Origin of the sequence: Aquimarina algiphila, from assembly GCF_007489275.1 — a bacterium.
Classification (GTDB): domain Bacteria; phylum Bacteroidota; class Bacteroidia; order Flavobacteriales; family Flavobacteriaceae; genus Aquimarina; species Aquimarina algiphila.
The window spans coordinates 22,897-43,069 of the sequence record NZ_VLNR01000018.1; the positions used below are offsets into that span (position 1 = coordinate 22,897).

Genomic DNA, 20,173 nt, shown 5'->3' on the forward strand with positions numbered 1-20,173 from the left:
CACACCTTTTAGTAAAACTTTAAATCATGAAAAAACTACTCTTTTTACTATTAATTATTATCATGTATTCTTGTGATAGAGATCATCCTAAGATTGAAATAATAGAAAATGAAAACCTCACTCAACATCAGATTGATTCTATATTAACCAATTTTAAATTTGAATATGACAAACCTGTTTTTATAGATAGCACCTCTCAGGTTTTATTACCTATTACTACACAACATTCAGAAAGAAAAAAAACATTTAGCAGATATAGTGGTGATGAATATTCCTGGGCAGATTATCCAAGATATTGGAATATTCTTTTTTATGACAAAAACTCTAATCAGACTAGACTATTAACTGAATCTAAGATGAGAATTACTGATTATATAGTGAATATTAAAGAAACCGGGGCAATCTTATCTAAAAGTATTTTATATAAAATTGGAGATATTGATTACAATAATGATAAAAAACTTAATCATAATGATCCCGAACATTTATTTATATCAAGGACAGACGGCACTGAATTTAAAAGGTTATCTCCTAAAAACGAAGACTTAATATCATATACACTAATACCTAAAAGTGATCAAATTATGATAGAAACCATACGAGATACAAATTCTGATTTAGAATTTAAACCCGATGATGAAAAAATATGGTATTTGATAAATCTAAGTTCAGATGTAGAACCCATAGAAATTATAAACTCTGGACTGCGAAAGAAAATTGAGAATTTATATTTTGAACAATGGCTTAAAAAGAAATAAAAAAAAGAGGTTGTTTAAAAGCTTTTAAACAACCTCTTTTAACGATATAGAATAATAATTACTTGTTATTTGCAATCCAGGTATTGATTTTATCTTCCAGCAATGCTAGAGGTACACATCCAGTCTCTAATACTTGATTATGAAACTTACGGATATCGAATTTGTCTCCTAATTCTTTTTCTGCTTTAGCTCTTAACTCTCTTATTTTTAACTGACCAATCTTATATGACAGCGCTTGCCCGGGATTAGCCATATAACGTTCGATCTCTGAAGTAATTCCAGCTTCTGATTCAGCCTCATTATCCAACGAATATTGTATTGCTTGTTCGCGAGTCCATCCTTTTGAATGTAATCCAGTATCTACCACCAAACGTATAGCGCGATGCATTTCTGCACCTAACATTCCAAAATACTGATATGGATCTGTATACAACCCAAGTTCTTTACCTAAAGATTCACTATATAACGCCCATCCTTCTCCGTATCCACTATACCATAATGTTTTTCTAAATTTTGGTAATTCTTCACTTTCCTGGGTAAGTGAAATCTGATAATGATGTCCCGGAATAGCTTCATGTAAAAACAGAGACTCATCGCTATATGTATTATACTTTGTTACCTCGGGAATTGGTGTATAAAAAATACCTGGTCGTGTTCCATCCAAAGATCCTGGATTATACTCTGCGCTTGCAGAATTTTCACGAAATGCTTCTGTGCGACGTACTTCGAATGGTGTTTTTGGTTTTACATCAAATAATTTTTCAATTTGTGGTTTCATACGATCATGAATCGCATTAAAATTATCTATAACTTGTTGAGGTTCTGTAAATGGCATTAACTCTTTCTTATTACGTACATGATCAAAGAAAGATTTTAGATCACCTGTATATCCTACTTCTTCCTTGATTTTTTCCATTTCAGAAGAAATTCTTGCCACTTCAGCAAGCCCTAATTCATGAATTGCATCAGCCGTCATTGTTGTCGTGGTATACAACTTGATTTGATATTGATAAAATTCTTTTCCGTTGGGGATTTCAGAAATCCCAGAACTAGCTCTTCCTGCTTCCATATAAGTTGTACTCATAAATTGATGTAAACTTTTGTAAGCGGGAATGATTTTCTCAGATACCATTTTACTATATGCTTCAGTTAATTGTTTTTTATCCTCCTCTGTAAAACCTTCAGGGAAATTTTTAACGGGAGTATAAAAAAGATGTTTATCCAAATCTTCTACAGTCAATGCCTCTAATTGCGGAAGTACTTTTACAATTAGAGATTTTGGCAACACATATCCTGCTGTCATCCCCTCTTTCATTTTTGCTTCAGCCGAGGTCATCCATGCAATATATCCTTCAAGACGCTTTAACCAATTGTTATAATCTTCTACAGTTTTAAATGGCTGAGCACTAGAACCACTAGCTAACTGCCCAGCGACAAGGTTAATAGACCACATTTGATCTATTGGAAAATAGTCTTGTTTAAAATTAAACGCCTCTAAACTCATGTCACATTCCCAATTGAGAATTGCTTTGGTCATTTTTTCGCTTTCAGATAATGTAGCATCATCAAACTGTGCTAATTGTTCTTTATATTTTTGAAAATACGCTTTAGATTTATTTACGGTTTCGTCGGCCAAAGGATTTGGGAATTGATCGTTAAATCTATTATCTCCTGCAAAAGTTGCTTGCACAGGGTTGAGCTGTAAACCTTCTTCATAGTAGTTGTCCAGCATCTCATTAAATTTAGCGCTAACATTAATTTCTTCTGTGGGCTCTTTTGTCGTGGTTGTTTCATTTTTACAAGCTGTAAAAATCAAGGTGAGACAAACCATGGCAAGTGTCTTTTTAATCATGATGTGATGTGTTTTTGTTTTAGGAAGGAAAGATAGGAAAATTCACAAGAAAAGAAATGTTTCTTATAGAACCTATAATGAAGTTAATCACTCTTAATTTGTAAAAAATCAGATTTGTAGACACATCTAATATTCTAAACTTTTTTCTACTTTTTTATTAGTTATTACTTAGTCTTTCTCTTTTTTAAAAAAGTAAAGAAAAAAATGAGACGTTCTATTATTAATCCATATAATAAAATATTAAAAATAAGACGAATAATAAAAATGGAAAAACCTTGTCCTTTGACACTAATCAAATTAAACAATGTTTGTGTTGGATACATAAGCACCGTATACGTTTTTCTCAAAACTATAGATATTGCATTAGAACTTAGTGTACCTTCTTCACTGGCGTACTCAGCCATAACACTATAGGTCATTAAAACAGAAAGTACAATTACTGATAGACTAAAAATGTGGAAATTAATTCTTGTCATCAACTTAAATATTTATGATATGCTCTATATAATTCTAAAAAAGAAAGTCAGGTATCCTATATCAGTTTAGTTTCTGATCATGCTTTTAAATTGACTTACTTTTTAAACGCTTCAAACAAAAAGCAAAATGCTCGAATGCAAAAGAATATAACAATACATTAAAAACTAGTCTTCAATTATTTTTTCCTTACACTCTTTTACTAATTCAAAATTCAATCCATTAAACATAAAAACACATTGACATTTGAAAGTATTTGATTGATTCACATTTTGAAAATAGTCTTGGTCATTATTATTAGATTCACTTTCAATGTAATTTTTACAATTACAATCGGTTGTTAAGTCATCTGTTTTATAATCTACCGATATCATTCTTGTTTTAGGCTCATATTTAACACCTCCATCCCAATCCCTCAAAACAAGAGAGTATGAAAAGTCTTGTTGAAATATTCCATCATTGTAGGTTACCAACATCACACCGCTCAGAAAACAAAGCGAGCATCCTCTGACAAATTTTGTTAGCACGTATTTAGTTCCTTCTGTTGTTGGTATCGAAAAAATACCAGTAAAACCATCACCATCAAAAACTTCATAAACTTTTGATTTTTGGGTATTCATTGAATCTTCTTCTTTTTGTACACTATTGTTTAATTCTGTATAGTGCATCAATGAAACTCTACTTTTATATGTACCTCCTGTTTTTTCATCAATAGAAAAATTATAAAGTTTACCATCATCTGATTTTATGACATCTAATTCAGATGAATTAAGTAATTGAGTAATATCATTTTTACCAAACTCGGCATTAGTAACAACTCTATTTAGGTTATACATTATTTTTTTCTGTAAAAAGAGAATTAAATCATATTTACCAATGGAGTCTCTGACTACAAATTCATAGTCTTTTTTATTTTTAAGTATGCCTTTTTGATCTTTTTTAGATATCCCTATTTCATTAAACGAATATGAATTTTTTCCATAAATTGAAATCTCCCCGTAGAATTCGAGGTATTTATTGGTTTTGGAGATAAGTCTTTTAAATGAAATATTTTCTTGAGCAAAAGTAAAATTACTTAGTATCAAAAAAAATAAAATGAATTTTAATGTATTTGTATTTTTTTCAAGAGCACACAGCATCACACCAATGATTTGAACGATTCTAAGATAATGTTTTTGGTCAAGTTGGTAATCTATTTTTTGATTTTAAATCAATTTTCTTTTTAAACTTTTCAAACAAAAAACAAAACGTTCAAATGCAAACGAATATAACAGAACATTAAGAATTAGTCCTCCTATTAAACCATATATCCCTTTTACAACTCCAGAATATCCAATAGCATCTGTAGGTAATTTAAATATCGTATTTAGTTTCATTAAAAACTCTGTCGTGGGAGTAAAAACTAGTGTTCCCCTATCATTAGCATTCCCTAATATGCTGCAGATTGCTGCTAAAACAAAAAGTAAAATAAATGTTACAATGTACGTATGTATATTAATCTTTTTCATCTGTAGTTGCGTATTAAAAGTTAAAATGAATTATTCTTAATACTGTGCAAGATATAGTCGTTTGGAAGTATACCAAACACCATAAACAATGAAAATTAGTGCCCTGAAAACAGGGGATTATTAATAAGGAAAAAAGGGGTTGGAATTTCTTATATCCAATTTATAAAAGAGGTTCAATAAAAAAAGGAGTTAATAACCACGCGTGTACTTTTCTTTTTCGACAAGAGCAATTGCCTGTTTACCATTACCTGTAAGAAATTTTGTTTTTAGCGTTACTCTTTCTTTTAACCTTTGAAAAAATACAATAAAATGCAAATGTGGCCCGGTAGCCCAACCTACATCTCCACTATATCCTATAAACTGACCTATTTTTATTTGATCTCCAATCTTTACTTCTGCTCCATTCTTTTTGATATGAGTATATTCAGCAAAAGTACCATCACTATGATATATAAGAATAAAATTATTATATTTTGCACATTCTGATGTTGTACAACTTTTACTAAAACTTTCTTCTATATCTACTACAACTCCATCTCTAGCGGCATATATTTTAGTTCCTACAGGCATTTTAAAATCTAGCGCATTTTCATTTTTGTGGGAGACAGCGCCATTATATCCTTGGGATAACCAATATTCTTTTCCTTTTGGAAACGGTAAATAATACTTAAAGTTAGTATCATACTTCTTCAGGTTATGATTCCCATGATTATAGGTAGACTCATACCCTAATTTTATACGTTTTTTTCTATCAATTACGGTTAGATCTGTAATGATGTGTTTCTTGGTTTTTGCAGGCACAACAAACACCTTATTATTTCCATTAGTAGAGTTTAAATTCTCTAATCTGAAATCTATCTTAGCTGAAACCGGACTATACTCATCATTATCTGCAAGGATAGCAAAACCATTCTCAGTTTCTTCATAATAAAGTTTAAAGTTATCCTGAGAAAACAGAGATATCGAAAATAAACTTAAAATAAGAAGAGTACTGGTTTTCATATTTTTTTAGTTTTTAATGATTGTCTAGAGGTTTTATACTTTTATTTTAATTAGTACCAAAAACTATACCGAGTATATTTCCCTTTTATATTGGATACTATAACCTCTATAAGTTACAAAAAAAAATAAATCTAGTTTTTAAGAAACCTAGTCTAATAATTAAACTTATAAGTAACTCCTCCTAAAACCTGTATCCCTTGAACTGGGAAATTGACCCAGCGTTCATAATTTTCTCCAGCCAGATTATTTCCTTTTACAAAAAATGAAAGCTGATCACTTAAACGATACCCCAGATTAACATTAGCATCAAAATAGTTATCCAAAGTAACTATAGACTCTGGAAGTGAAGGAAGAGCAATAACTTGATTGTTTATATCCTTTCTTTCACCTACATAAAATAGTTGAGCTCCAAAATACCATTGTTTATTAATTTGATAATCCATAAGCACTGAAGCTTTGATTTCAGGTAAATTCCATGCTTCTTGTTCGTCTTCTGTACTATAATTAAAATATTCTGCAGAAGCTCCCAGTTTAAACTTCTTATTAATTTCAAAATTTAACTCCCCGTATCCTACTAGAGTATTGATATCATCATAACGATACGAAAATGAATTTCCATAATCAAAACCTTCTAGTTGTAATGTTGGTCTAGCATTGTTTACAAATAATGGTTTTTCATCTTCAGAAACATAACTTCCTCTAAAATTATAACTTACTACATCAGATATCTTTCCTTTTAATCCTATATATGCATCATATAAAGTATTTGTAGGTTCTATAATTAATGTAGGAGAAACAAAAGGGTTTTGTTGTACAGCATCTCTATAACTATTCTGTTCTAATTCTCCTTCTAAACCACCATACGCAATAACAGCTTCCTCTAGTAATCTATAAGAAGCAGTAACTTTTGGATAAATAAAGAAATCATTATCGCTATTTTCTGTATCAATACTGTAATATACAGCTGCTCCCAGATTTACCGTAAGATTATCCCTAAGAATCACCAGGCTTGGATTTACTCCCAAATTTAGAATACCATATTTATTGGGAGTTTGCGAAGCAAAGTCAAGATCTCTCTCAAAATTACCACTTAGATAATCAACAATAAAATTAGTGGTAATCAAATTATCTCCTATTTCAAACTCAAAAGTCGGTTTTGCAACGACATGATGTTCTACAGAGCTTAAAGCATCACCAAAAAATCTATAATTTAATGATGCTTTCTTAAAATATAAATCATCAAATTGAAGCTTCCCTCCAATTTTGGCACCAAAATAACTTTGTTGTGGATCGATGGCATCAATTTGTACTTGCGTTAGCTCAGGAATTTCTGGAAGTCCATACCAATTATACAACTGATGTTCTACTCCAACTTCTATTCCGTATGTATAATCTCTTGTTCGGGAAGTATAATTAAGATCCAGAAAAGTATTATAAAACTTATCATCCAGTTGTACATCTTCAATACCACCTTGTGAAGAATTATGATGCAAATACAATCCTATATTATCTGATCTATTGATCTGAAAGTTACTATAAAATTCTGCAAGAACCGATGTGAAATTTCCAAATCCTAATGTTGCATAATTATCATAGATCTCAATGGGTTTAGGTCTATCAATATTAGCTGCGCGACCTTTGGCTGGAGTATATGTTGATGCTACAGGTACCGAAAATATACTATATCGAATTTCTTTTTTTTGTTGTGTCACCGAATCATTAAGAATTGGCGTAGATTTAATTTTAAACGCATCACTAATTGTTGGTGTATATGCCTTAACAATAACTACCCTTTCAGTTTCAAGCGTTTCTTTTTCTTTTTCCTGTGAAAAAGTTACTGTACTTATAAAAGTACTTATAAGAAGTAATACTCCAGACCCAATTGGTTTTGAAAAACTACAAGGGCTATTCATTTTTTTAAAATATGTAAGCATATGATACAACTCGTTTAATAACTGATTATTATTGTTCGGTTTGGATAGATGAATTTGTTTTTGCCTCTTCGGCTTTGATTTTTTTAAGTTCGATAGTTGCCTCATCAATTACCTCTGGGTAATCTGTAAAGTTTTTAATCACACTTTCCAAAATATAGGTTGCCTGATATGCATCCTTAAGGCCATAGAAATTTTTTGCCATAAGTACTAATCCTTTAGACCCATACAATCGATATCCGGGGAAATCTTTAGATAGTTTTTGAACAGTTTCATTAGAGCTTTTATAATTTCCTTCTTGGTTCTTAAAGTAAGCTTCATAATATAAAGCCTCTGCAGCCAATTCTCCTGTTGCAATTTTCTGCACTTCGGCATATGCTCGTTTTGCCCTCTCCATATCGACAGTTTGGAAAGCTGCCCGTGCTGTAAAAATTTTAGCATCACTTTTTACATCGTTTTGGATTTTTGGATTAGCCAACACTTTATCCGCATATTCAATAGTCTTTTGATACTTTAGTAACTGATAATATGATTTCATCAAATTAGATTGTGCAAAGATTATGTTCTGAGGATAATCTGCATCACTTTCTAGACGTTCTAATACCGGAATTGCTTTTTCATAATTGCGGTTCTCCAGGTGTATCTGGGATAATCTTGCAAGAGATTGTTCTGTATACTCTGTGCGATCCTGTTGTAATACATATTCATAATGGGGTACAGCAGTTTCTTTTTGTCCTTTTTTGAAATATAATTGTGCCAGATGAAAATTACTTTTTAAAGCGTGTAATCCATTTGGAAATTCATTTAAATATTTTTCAAAACCATTAATTGCTGCATTATCATTATTCTCCAAAAATTGTTTCTCTGCAGCTTCAAACGAAGTGTTATCCAAATCTGCATCACTCACATCAACAAAACTCAGTCCTTTAACCCAAGTAGCGTATTCTTCTGTTCTACCCAGATCTACATAAATCAACCTAGCTGTATTTACTGCTTGAATAGCTTCATCGGTACCTGGATATTCTGCTACTACCTTTTTAAATTTTGATAATGCCTGATCTCCTTTATCTCCATTGTAATAGATCAAGCCTTGTTTTAATAGAGCTTTTGGCACATATGAACTTCTGGGTAAGTCACGGATAAGACGATCATAGGCATCAATCCCTCGTTGCACCTTATTTTCAGACACATACACATCACCTAGAGCAAACATAGCATCATCACGATACGTAGATCTAGGATATTTTTTTAAGAACATCTCAAGATCCTGAATCTTTTTATTATGTTTATTTACAAAACCATAACTAATTGCTTTCTGATAATGTGCATAATCAGAATCAGGTCCGTTTTTATCAATTGCCTGGTTATATGCTTCCATAGCCGGCCAATATTTACTAGATATAAAATGACTATCTCCTAGTCTTAAATAAGTATCAACCTGCCTTGCTTCATCTATATTATCCTTTTTAGAAAACGTATCAAAATACGTTGTAGCTTGAGGGTATTGTTTTAATTTAAAATACGTATATCCCAAATTATAATCAATCTGTTGATATTCATTCGTGGTAGAAGCTCCTGCACTACTTTGAAAATCTTTAAACCCAATTAACGCATCATCAAAATTAGTAAGTAAATAATCACTTTCTGCCTTCCAATACGTTGCCTTAGCCGTAAACTTAGGATCAACTTGCTCTTTTAAGGATTTATCAAAATATAAGATGGCTTCTGTATATTTATTTTCATTATACAATTCGATCCCTCTATAAAAAGCAACTTTTTGATATACTTCCTTATCTGCAAAGTTTCGACTACCTTCAAGCAAATCCATTGCTTCTTTATAATTTTTTGAGGTGATATACGAACTGATTAAAAGTTCCTTAATCTCTTCTTCAAATTCGGTATTAGGATATTGATCCAGATATGATAATAATACTTTTGGAGCACTCTCAAAAGAATTTCCTATCTCATAACTAAGTTTTGCATAATTATATGTAGCATCTTCTTTTATTTTAGCTTCAAAATCCATTTCTGAAGCATTCTTAAAAGCATTTAATGCTTGTTGTTTTTGGTCAGTTTTTAAATACGATTCTGCCAAGTGATAATATGCATTTTGAGCAGTAGCATTGCGGCCGTCTACAATTTTATTGAATTGAGAAATTGCATTTTGATACTCACCTTGCTTATAATATGCATATCCTAAGAAATAATGATCTGTATTATTCCATTTTCCTTTTCGACCTCTATATTCTTTAAGATACGGAATCGCTTTTTGATATTCGCCAAGGTTGAAATAACTCTCTCCAATAATCTTATTTAATTCAGATTTTTCTGAAGGTTTTGATTTTGGTATCTGAGTCAAGCCTTCGTTAATAGCTTCTTGAAAATTACCCGACTTAAAATTCATGTCACTTTGAAAATAAGATAGGTTCTTATTATATTGATCTAAATCCTTAACTTCATCAAATAATTTATCTGCTTCCTTATAATTATCTCCTTCATATGCAATAAAGCCCAAATAGTATTTTGCCTTTGCTCCATACTCTGGTGAATCTTCTACCTGATTAAGGAATTTTTTAGCTTCGTTAAATCGTTGGATTTTGAAATAAGCATACCCATTATTAAAGTCATACTTTTCTTTTTCTGTTCGGCTTAAATTTCCTTCATCTACCTTATCGTACCATTTACGGGCATATGCATATTTCCCATTATCAAAATAATATGTAGCTGCATCAAGATAAGCAGCATTACGCTTAATACTTGTTGGATATTGTACTACAAATTCTTCTAAAAGTTGATCTGCATCTTTTTGATTTAACCAGACAGCACAATTAGCAATATAATAACTACAATTGGCGTCAATATTTTCATCTCCTGAAGCTTCACGCACTTTATCAAAAAGAGTTTGAGCTGCCAGAAACTGCTTATTGTTATACAATTCTAGTGCCTGATTATATTGCACTAATTCATTGGTATAAATTGCGGATTGCTGTGCAGATATATGTGCAGACAGGCAAATCACAAAAAGCATCGAGGTGATGTATTTGTTCATTTAACTAAGTATTACAATAAAAAAGTAAATATCGTTTCCCGTGGATAAATTTTATGTTAAAGATAGCCTAATCTTCATTTTAATAACGAAAGATTTTCGAGATAATTACATTCTTAATTTATAATTATGAATTCTTTATGAATGTCATCTACTGAAAACACTGCATTTAGAAAGCTTTTATTAAGAAAACACAGTCTTCGCACTTAGCAAAAAAATATTAAATCACTACAGAGTTTACCTTATGATCATCTATAAGTATTCATTCCTTTCTTGTTTTACTCTGAGAAATCTAAAATATTTATTCTAAATTTTGGTTAATTATATAAGTTGGTTGAAAACTATTAGTATACCTAATTTTTTTTAACAGAAAACTTTTTACTTTTACCAAATACTATTAATTCTGAATCATAAACTATGTCCAATACGGTATTAAGCCTTAAAAATGCTTCAATCTATCAACGTGAAAGCTTAATTCTATCTGATGTCAATGTAGAAGTAAACAAAGGTGATTTTGTATACCTTATTGGTAAAACCGGTACAGGAAAAAGTAGTTTTATGAAAACCTTATATGGTGACCTTCCATTATTAGAAGGCGAAGGAAGTATTGTTGACTTTGATCTTCCTTCATTACAAGAAAATCAAATTCCTTTTCTGAGAAGAAAACTGGGTATTGTATTTCAAGATTTCAAATTATTAAATGACCGAACTGTAAAAGGTAATCTTGTATTTGTGCTTAAGGCTACTGGATGGACAGATGAAAAAGCAATGGATAGTAAAATTGATGATGTTTTGGATAAGGTAGGAATGAAAACTAAAGATTTTAAATTTCCTTATCAATTATCTGGTGGAGAACAACAACGCATTGCGATTGCAAGAGCACTATTAAACGATCCAGAATTAATATTAGCAGATGAGCCTACTGGGAATCTTGATCCACAAACCTCTGTTGAAGTTATGGAAGTATTACAAGATATTAATAAAAATGGTAATACCATTCTTATGGCTACTCATGATTATGCTTTACTTCTTAAATACCCTTCTAAAACCTTAAAGTGCGATGGAAATAAAGTTTTTGAAGTTGTACAAAGAAAAGGATAGCATAAAACATCAACTTTAATCAATTCGAAAACATTTAAGTTTAAAAACTTCCCGAAAACGAGTACTAAAACTGATGAAATACAGTAATTTGTGTTTTTTGTCGTAAAAAAAATGTGTTTTACCGAATATTTAACGTTTTTTACAAGTTCCACTCCGGTTTTTCTTATTACATTTGTAATGTCAAAAAATAAAGAAATTAAATACGGCAATTCGCCCCAAATATCGAATAAGCCCCCAAACATTTAATTCGCCCCAAACCAAAACCCCAAAATATCGAAAGAAAAACCCGAGTCAGCTCGGGTTTTTTCGTTTTTATAGTATTGATGTTTTTAGTGCACTCTCCAAATTCTTAAAGTTTTTATAAAAATCTAAACATTAATTAGTTTGGCCCAATTCCTGTAATCTATCCTATAAAAGAGTACTCTATTATCTCTTTTTAAAAATTTTTGTATCACATAAAAAGTAAGGTTATGAAATTATTCTATGGGATTATGATTATTGATATCAAAGCATTAAAGAATTTTTTGAAACAATTACCCGGGGCTAGTAGGTATGCTATGAGAAAGTAAAGTTTTTCAGGTTGTATTTAAAAAAAGATCAAGAATATCTGTTTTTGATTTGGTATAAAAAAACCCCAGACAAAAATCTGGGGTTTTTATTTTAAACTTCATTATACCGTTTACACAATCTTATTTCTTTTACGTTCAACCTCTGTAAGGAAGATTTTTCGTAATCTTAAATGATTCGGAGTTACCTCAACATACTCATCTTTTTGAATATATTCTAAGGCTTCTTCTAAAGAAAATTTAATTGCAGGTACGATCTTAGCTTTATCATCAGCACCAGAAGAACGTACATTTGATAATTTTTTAGTCTTCGTAATATTCACGGTCATATCATCTCCACGAGAATTTTCACCAATTACTTGTCCTTCATAGATATCTTCTCCCGGATCTACAAAAAACTTACCTCTATCCTGAAGCTTATCAATAGAATAAGGAATTGCTGATCCTTTTTCCATAGATACTAATGATCCATTAATACGTCCCGGAATATCTCCTTTTAGGGGTTGATACTCTTTAAAACGGTGTGCCATAATTGCCTCTCCTGCTGTAGCAGTCAATAATTGGTTACGCAAACCAATAATCCCTCTTGATGGTATCATAAATTCACAAACCATACGATCTCCTTTGGCTTCCATGCTAAGCATCTCGCCTTTACGCAATGTCACCATTTCCACAGCTTTTCCAGAAACATTTTCTGGTAAATCAATGGTTAATTCTTCTATAGGTTCACATTTTGTACCATCAATTTCTTTGATAATTACTTGTGGTTGTCCTATCTGTAACTCATAACCTTCACGTCTCATCGTTTCGATCAATACAGATAAGTGCAATACTCCTCGACCAAATACTAAAAATTTATCAGCACTATCGGTATCATTAACTCGTAATGCAAGGTTCTTCTCTAATTCTTTAGCTAGTCTCTCCTTAATATGTCTTGAGGTTACAAACTTTCCATCCTTACCAAAGAAAGGTGAATCATTGATGGTAAACAACATACTCATTGTTGGTTCATCAATAGCAATTGTTTTTAACCCTTCGGGGTTTTCTATATCTGCTACTGTATCTCCAATCTCAAAACCTTCTAGTCCAACCAATGCACAGATATCACCAGCTTCTACTTTATCTACTTTCATTCTCCCTAAACCTTCAAAAGTATGGAGTTCTTTGATTTTTGATTTTTTAATAGTTCCATCACGTTTTACCAAAGAAACCTGCATCCCTTCTGTCAACGTTCCTCTTTGTAAACGCCCGATAGCAATACGTCCTGTAAATGAAGAGAAATCCAAAGATGTAATTAACATCTGTGTAGTACCTTCCTCAATTTTTGGTGCAGGAATATGCTCTATAACCATATCTAATAATGGTTCGATATTATCAGTTTCATTCTTCCAGTCCTCACTCATCCAGTTATTCTTAGCAGAACCATATACTGTTGGAAAATCCAACTGCCATTCTTCTGCGCCAAGTTCAAACATCAAATCAAAAACTTTTTCATGAACTTCGTCAGGAGTACAATTTTCTTTGTCAACTTTATTAACAACTACACAAGGTTTTAATCCCAGATCAATTGCTTTTTGCAACACAAAACGTGTCTGAGGCATTGGCCCTTCAAAAGCATCAACAAGAAGTAATACTCCATCTGCCATATTTAAAACACGCTCTACCTCACCACCAAAATCGGCGTGACCAGGAGTATCTATAATATTAATTTTGGTTCCTTTATAAATAACTGAAACATTTTTTGAAGTAATCGTTATTCCTCTTTCACGTTCCAGGTCGTTATTATCCAAAATCAAATCGCCCGTATTCTCATTTTCACGAAATAATTGACAATGGTACATAATCTTATCTACCAACGTAGTCTTACCGTGATCTACGTGAGCAATTATTGCAATGTTCTTTATAGCTGTCATAAACGCCTCATTTTTAAGGCTGCAAAGGTACGAGTTATTTTGACAGGTTGTATATGAAAACTCAATTATTAAAAAAGCTTTAAAATCTAGCTTACAAAACCTTCATATAAAGCTTGTTTAATATTAAGAAATGGTATATAATTTAATAAAATCAATTATTTCCCAAATGCCCAACCTAATCTAAAGTTGACAATTGGAGCCATAGATTGATCATTATCATTAAAAGCATACCCTACTCCAAGTTCCAAACCTAGGTTAAATCCCGAATTATAGGTGCGCTGAAATCCCCAAACTGGCCCTACTTGTCCTACATAATCTATATCTGTATCTAAATCTCCTAGTATAGGATCTCCATGTGCAATATAGGTAGTCATAGCCAAATAATTTGCAGAATTGCCTGAAGTATTCTTTCCTTTATTCGCTCGTTTTTCAAAATTATAGTAATACCTGTAAGCCCCTTCAAACGTAAGAAACACCCCATAATCCTCATCATTATTCGATTTCACATAGGCCAATCCGGTTCCTAACCTAAAATCTAAGGTAGCATTCTCACTTACCCCGACTTCATACTCTACCCCTGGAGTAATCAATAAGCTGGCTTTAAACATTTGTTTTTCTACTTTATTTGTCTGGTTTTGTGCTGATAATAATAATGTACTAAAAAGGAAAATTGCTGTGAGTATTTTCTTCATGATTTTGCGTGTTTAATGTAAATGGTTTGGTTTTAATCAAACTTCTTGCCATGATTACTTTTATTAATAATTCTTTCCCTTCAAATTCTAAAAGGATTATCTTTACTGCCTCAAAAAAAGTAAAATGGATCTTTCTGAAATCAAAAACATAAAAAATCTAGATGCAAACAATTTTTTTCTTTTGGCTGGACCATGTGCCATCGAAGGAGAAGAAATGGCATTACGCATTGCAGAAAAAGTAGTTGGTATTACTTCAAAACTTAAAATACCATATGTTTTCAAAGGGTCTTTTAAAAAAGCTAACCGCAGTAGAATTGATAGTTTTACAGGGATAGGTAATGAAAAAGCCTTAAAAATCTTACGTAAAGTAGGTGAAACATTTGAAGTCCCAACGGTTACTGATATTCATGAAAATGAAGATGCTGCACTTGCAGCAGAATATGTTGACATTTTACAAATCCCTGCATTTTTAGTACGCCAGACAGATCTTGTAGTAGCTGCCGCTAATACAGGAAAAACGGTTAACTTAAAGAAAGGGCAATTTATGAGTCCTGAAGCCATGCAGCATGCAGTAAGAAAGGTTAAAGATAGTGGTAACAATAAAGCTATGATTACAGATCGTGGAACCATGTTTGGTTACCAGGATATGATTGTAGATTTTAGAGGAATACCTACTATGAAACAATATGGAACTACTGTTCTTGATGTTACACATTCTCTACAACAACCTAATCAATCCAGTGGCGTTACGGGAGGAAGACCAGACATGATAGAAACCATAGCTCGTGCCGGAATTGTTACAGGTGTTGACGGTTTATTTATGGAAACTCATTTTGATCCTGCTAATGCCAAAAGTGATGGAGCAAATATGCTTCACTTAGATTATTTAGAAAAGCTATTAAGCAATTTGGTTGCTATAAGACAAACGGTAAACAGTTTATAAGTAAACTTCATTCTATTTGTAGAACTTTTTATCTTTAACGAGATAAGCATTTTGTAAAACTTCAATTAAAACAGTTTCATTGATCTCATCTATGCTTTTATAGCGCAGTGATTTCATTACTTTACGTCCCGCAGTAGTCATATGCTCAAGATGTACTGTGATATGGCCTGCATTCCAAAACCCTACATCCACATAGCCTTTGTTAGCATTTAGATAACAAAAGGGTCTATTGCTTATGTAATAAAAAGGGATTTTATATTTATATAATAATTCTACAGATGGAATAGTACTCTCAATCAACATCTGAAGGTGTAATAAAATCGTTTTAAAAGGTTCTGACTGATTTAGAATATAGTGTTCTGCCGGTTTCATACATCAAACATATTTTAAAGTTTAAATACTATATAACTACCATTCATGAATTGTTAAATCCTAAAGCATTGTTAATCTTTAATTTGTCTTTTTCCTAAAAAAAATTAACTTCGACAAGGACTAACAAAAAAACTTTATCAACCTAACTGTATTTAAACCACCCCAATAATACGATAATCTACAATTATTTATGGAAAATCTTTACGAAAAAACCTCTGCCGAGGTTCCAGAAAATTTAACAAAACCCACCTCTTCTTTTAGAAGACATGTTTGGCTTGCTATGGGAGGGTTAATACTATTTGTTGCAGCTTATACTACTTTAACATGGTGGTTTGGGCATACGGCGTACCGATTATTTTCTGATTCATTTTCTGGAGGCAAAGATGCATTTATGGATTTTGTAATTGCATTACCAAATCTATTCCTTTTTATTTTCATGATCAAAGCATTATTCTTTATAAAAAGAGGTGGTGACCCAAATCAAAAAGAAATTACTGAAAAAGAAGAACCTACATTATTTAGTTATTTATATCAACTTGCAGATGATGCAGGCGCTCCACGCCCTCATAAAGTGTTTTTATCCAGCCGAGTAAATGCCAGTGTATCTTATGACCTATCGGTGCTTAATTTTTTCTTTCCATCAAAGAAAAATTTAGAAATTGGTATCGGCCTTATTAATGTACTTAACTTGGGTGAATTTAAAGCCGTACTTGCTCATGAATTTGGTCATTTTGCACAACGATCTATGTTGGTTGGTAGATGGGTATATATGTCCCATCAGATCGCAGCTCATATTATCGGAAAGCGAGATGCTCTTGATAAATTCCTTCAAACCATCTCATATCTAGATCTAAGAATAGCATGGATAGGATGGATTCTATCTCTAATCGTTTGGTCAATTAGAGCTCTTGTAGAAATATGCTTTAAAATAGTAGTTATTGCGCACAGAGCACTTTCTAGAGAAATGGAATTTCATGCAGATCTTATTGCTGTATCCTTAACAGGAAGTGATGCTCTTATACATGCATTACATAGGTTACAAGCTGCAGATGATGCCTATGACAAATCATTAAACATGGTTAATCACGCTCTTAATAAAGAAAAAGCAGTAGTCGATATGTTTGCTCTACAAACTAATGCTATCGAGCGAATGGCTTATATTCTTAACGAAAAAGAATATGGCGTTTCACCTATTATCCCAAAAGAATCTCCTGAAAAAAATAGAATTTTTACCTCAAAATTGGCAAACCCACCAAAAATGTGGGCAACCCATCCGGCCGACCATGATAGAGAAAACAATGCAAAAAAAATATATGTAAGTGCTCCTATTGATAATCGACCAGCCTGGGTTCTATTTAAAAACCCTGAAGAGATAAAAAGAAGTATTACTGCAGCATTAGTTGAAACCGCAAAAATAAAAACCACTCCCCTTTCTACCGAGGAAAGTATTGCAGAACAAAATAAAATATTTGATAAAGTATACTATGATCCAAAATATAGAGGTGTTTATCTAGATCGTGATTTTTTTAGAACGTATGAAAATGCTTCCGAAATTTATTTAAAAGACACTTCTTTTGCTGACTTAAAAAAAGAAATCACATCCCTATATCCAGAATCACTAAATGAAGATTTAGAAATTCTTAAAACTATAAATGAAGAACATGTATTACTTACAGCCTTAAAAGAAAAAATACTTACGGCACCGGGAGGAGTAATTATGTATCGAGGAGAACAAATCTCAAGAAAAGATCTTCCTGCGGTAATTAAAAATGTAGATAAAGAGTTAGTCGAAGCTCAAAATAAAGTTCGATCTCATGATCAATTAAGTCGTTCTGTTTCTCTAGCCTCGGCTAAACAAATTGGCAATGGGTGGGAAAAGTATTTAAACAATTTATCTTGTATTCTACATTATGCAGAACATAGTCGCGCAAATATAGAAGATGCCGAAAATGTACTGTATAACGTACTTAATGTAGTCATGGCAGATGGAAAGGTTACCTCTTCAGAACTAGACAGATTACTTAGAGTAGCTAATGATCTTCACGGAGTTTTACAAAAAGTATATGTAAATGGTGAAAGTATACAACTTACCAAAGAACTTCTCGATCAACTAGACACCAAAAGCTGGCAAGAATATACAGGTAAATTTGATTTGGTATATGCCAATCGAGACAATATTAATAAATGGATGGAAGTTATTGAGAGTTGGACTAATACAATTAAATCTGCCCTATCAAAACTTCGTTCTATTGCACTCGAAAGCCTTCTTAAAAGCGAAGAATATGTAAACAATCTGGTTCTTAATGAACAAGTTTCAGAGCAACCAGCTCCCATGCCATCATCTTTACCAGAAAAATATAATTTACTTATCCCTGGTTCAGAAAGACCTATTCAGAAAAAACTTGGATGGTGGGATCGTTTCCAAACCTCGGACGGAGTACTACCTTCTATAGCAAAATTAGCTGTTGCTGCTGCTATTATAAGTATTACTGTTTTTGCCGGAAGTTATGTCGGCACTTCCTCCCTTGCTATTTACAATGGGCTCGGAAAACAAGTTATTGTTCAAATTGATGGAAAAGAACTCGAATTAGATCCTTATACTTCAAAGAAAATAGCCTTAAGTACTACTGATGGAATTTCTGTAAGAACAATTTCTGCTGATGATCAAACAGAAATTGAATCTTTTACTCCAGAAACAGAATCTACTTCTGAGATGTATATTTATAATATTGGAAATGCTGCCGCCTTATTAAAATGGACTATTTTCTATGGAGGCACACCTTACAATAACGATAAATATCTTGGAGCAGCACGTTGGAGTACTACTAATGCAGATTATGTCATGGAAGAGCCTCCTTCTTCTATGTCAACAAGTGGATCATCTACCACCAGAGATGTTCTGGACGCTTATGCCAATATTGCTCCGGGAAATTTATTAAGTATGGTAGAGTCTAAAGAAGATATGACAGCAATGGTCCTTTCTCATGCCAAATGGGATAGTCGTGAGTCTCCACATATTATGACTTGGTTAAGTGTTGCACAAAATTTTGAAGGTTTTAACGACATTCTTAAAGATCGATTAGGTAAAACCCCGGATGATCCACTTTTTCTAAGAATGCAACAAGAAAGTGCTGCAGGAGATGCTAAATCCAAAGTATGTGAAGAACATAGTAAACTAGCAGCTTCTCATCCGGACAACGGAAATTATTTTTACCTCAAAACGCGTTGTATGGGGGATGGGCCAGCACAAGACAACGCCTTTAAACAAGGAAATAAGAAATGGCCCGATAACCCATGGCTAGCTTTTGCTGCTGGATATACATACGCCAACTCTCAAAACTGGAGAAATGCAGAAAAATGCATGAAAACGGCTATAAAAAACGAACCTGCATTGAGTTATTATATAAGTATTGATTTAAAAAGAATTCAAAATGTACTTGGGAAAAATGACAAAGGAGCATTTAGATCAGATATCAAAATAGAGTATTTGGATTATATAGAAAATCTGGAGAAAAATGAATTTAAAATTAAAGATTCTCCAGATTATGCGTATACTTTATTAAATAAAGGAGATATTAAAGCGGCTATTGAACAAGTAAAAAATGACGACTTACAATATGTTATCCTAAGACAAGCCGCTGTTTCTGATGGAGCAGAACCAAAAGTTATAGAATCTGCATTATCATTAAGTCTTCAAAAAGGAATAAATGATTATACGATTTGGTCTGCAATTGGTCTTGCTGTTAGAGAAGGACAAAACCTTCAGCCCTATAAAACTAAAATTAAAGAACTCTATCCCGAAAGAGAAACCATAATATTTGATTTTGTTGACTTAGTTAAAAACAATAACATGGCAGCTGCAGAGGCAATAATAAAAGACATGAGACCCCTAGAAATAGGATCTTTTTATTCTTTAGGTACTATCATTTTAAGAGATAAAGCTCCAAAACGATGGAGAGCTAATGCAAAAGGACTCTTATTTTTAAATGAACGACCATATTTCGAGTAAATTCAA

The 20,173-nt window shown here is 32.3% G+C and carries 14 protein-coding genes; 4 read left to right on the top strand and 10 right to left on the bottom strand.

Going from position 1 to position 20,173, the window contains the following annotated elements:
* Window positions 1-26: 26 nt before the first annotated feature.
* On the top strand, window positions 27-758 hold the full coding sequence (locus FOF46_RS10465) for a hypothetical protein (protein ID WP_143916427.1): 732 nt from the start codon (window positions 27-29) through the stop codon (window positions 756-758).
* A gap of 58 nt (window positions 759-816) precedes the next feature.
* Here the strand turns inward: FOF46_RS10465 and FOF46_RS10470 are convergent, their stop codons facing one another.
* The 7 genes from FOF46_RS10470 to FOF46_RS10500 form a co-directional block, all read right to left on the bottom strand.
* On the bottom strand, window positions 817-2,610 hold the full coding sequence (locus FOF46_RS10470; RefSeq protein WP_143916428.1) for a DUF885 domain-containing protein: 1,794 nt from the start codon (window positions 2,608-2,610) through the stop codon (window positions 817-819).
* A gap of 164 nt (window positions 2,611-2,774) precedes the next feature.
* Window positions 2,775-3,086 (bottom strand): hypothetical protein, encoded by a 312-nt coding sequence (locus tag FOF46_RS10475; RefSeq protein ID WP_143916429.1) that lies wholly within the window; start codon window positions 3,084-3,086, stop codon window positions 2,775-2,777.
* 165 nt (window positions 3,087-3,251) lie between these two features.
* Window positions 3,252-4,223, bottom strand: coding sequence for a hypothetical protein (locus tag FOF46_RS10480; RefSeq protein WP_208746768.1), 972 nt, complete (start codon window positions 4,221-4,223; stop codon window positions 3,252-3,254).
* Window positions 4,224-4,289: 66 nt separating this feature from the next.
* Window positions 4,290-4,592: a hypothetical protein gene (locus FOF46_RS10485; protein WP_109434821.1), complete on the bottom strand. Its 303-nt coding sequence runs from the start codon at window positions 4,590-4,592 to the stop codon at window positions 4,290-4,292.
* A gap of 189 nt (window positions 4,593-4,781) precedes the next feature.
* Window positions 4,782-5,594: a M23 family metallopeptidase gene (locus FOF46_RS10490; protein ID WP_143916431.1), complete on the bottom strand. Its 813-nt coding sequence runs from the start codon at window positions 5,592-5,594 to the stop codon at window positions 4,782-4,784.
* Between the two features lie 152 nt (window positions 5,595-5,746).
* Window positions 5,747-7,507, bottom strand: a complete 1,761-nt coding sequence (locus FOF46_RS10495) for a TonB-dependent receptor (RefSeq protein WP_143916432.1) — start codon at window positions 7,505-7,507, stop codon at window positions 5,747-5,749.
* A gap of 49 nt (window positions 7,508-7,556) precedes the next feature.
* On the bottom strand, window positions 7,557-10,574 hold the full coding sequence (locus FOF46_RS10500) for a tetratricopeptide repeat protein (protein WP_143916433.1): 3,018 nt from the start codon (window positions 10,572-10,574) through the stop codon (window positions 7,557-7,559).
* Window positions 10,575-10,988: 414 nt separating this feature from the next.
* Here FOF46_RS10500 and FOF46_RS10505 point away from each other — a divergent pair, with 414 nt between their 5' ends.
* On the top strand, window positions 10,989-11,672 hold the full coding sequence (locus FOF46_RS10505; protein WP_109434817.1) for a cell division ATP-binding protein FtsE: 684 nt from the start codon (window positions 10,989-10,991) through the stop codon (window positions 11,670-11,672).
* Window positions 11,673-12,351: 679 nt separating this feature from the next.
* Here the strand turns inward: FOF46_RS10505 and typA are convergent.
* Together typA and FOF46_RS10515 are read right to left on the bottom strand one after the other, a co-directional pair.
* Complete coding sequence (typA, locus tag FOF46_RS10510) at window positions 12,352-14,151, bottom strand: translational GTPase TypA (protein ID WP_143916434.1); 1,800 nt, start codon at window positions 14,149-14,151, stop codon at window positions 12,352-12,354.
* Between the two features lie 155 nt (window positions 14,152-14,306).
* On the bottom strand, window positions 14,307-14,843 hold the full coding sequence (locus FOF46_RS10515; protein WP_143916435.1) for a DUF3575 domain-containing protein: 537 nt from the start codon (window positions 14,841-14,843) through the stop codon (window positions 14,307-14,309).
* A gap of 124 nt (window positions 14,844-14,967) precedes the next feature.
* On the opposite strand from FOF46_RS10515, the gene kdsA reads away from it, so the two are divergent.
* Window positions 14,968-15,786, top strand: a complete 819-nt coding sequence (kdsA, locus tag FOF46_RS10520) for a 3-deoxy-8-phosphooctulonate synthase (protein ID WP_143916436.1) — start codon at window positions 14,968-14,970, stop codon at window positions 15,784-15,786.
* Between the two features lie 12 nt (window positions 15,787-15,798).
* Here the strand turns inward: kdsA and FOF46_RS10525 are convergent, their stop codons facing one another.
* A complete protein-coding gene (locus FOF46_RS10525) occupies window positions 15,799-16,158 on the bottom strand; it encodes a DUF1801 domain-containing protein (protein WP_109434813.1) in 360 nt (119 codons plus the stop codon).
* Between the two features lie 190 nt (window positions 16,159-16,348).
* Here FOF46_RS10525 and FOF46_RS10530 point away from each other — a divergent pair, with 190 nt between their 5' ends.
* Window positions 16,349-20,167: a M48 family metallopeptidase gene (locus tag FOF46_RS10530; protein ID WP_143916437.1), complete on the top strand. Its 3,819-nt coding sequence runs from the start codon at window positions 16,349-16,351 to the stop codon at window positions 20,165-20,167.
* The last annotated feature ends 6 nt before the right edge of the window (window positions 20,168-20,173 follow it).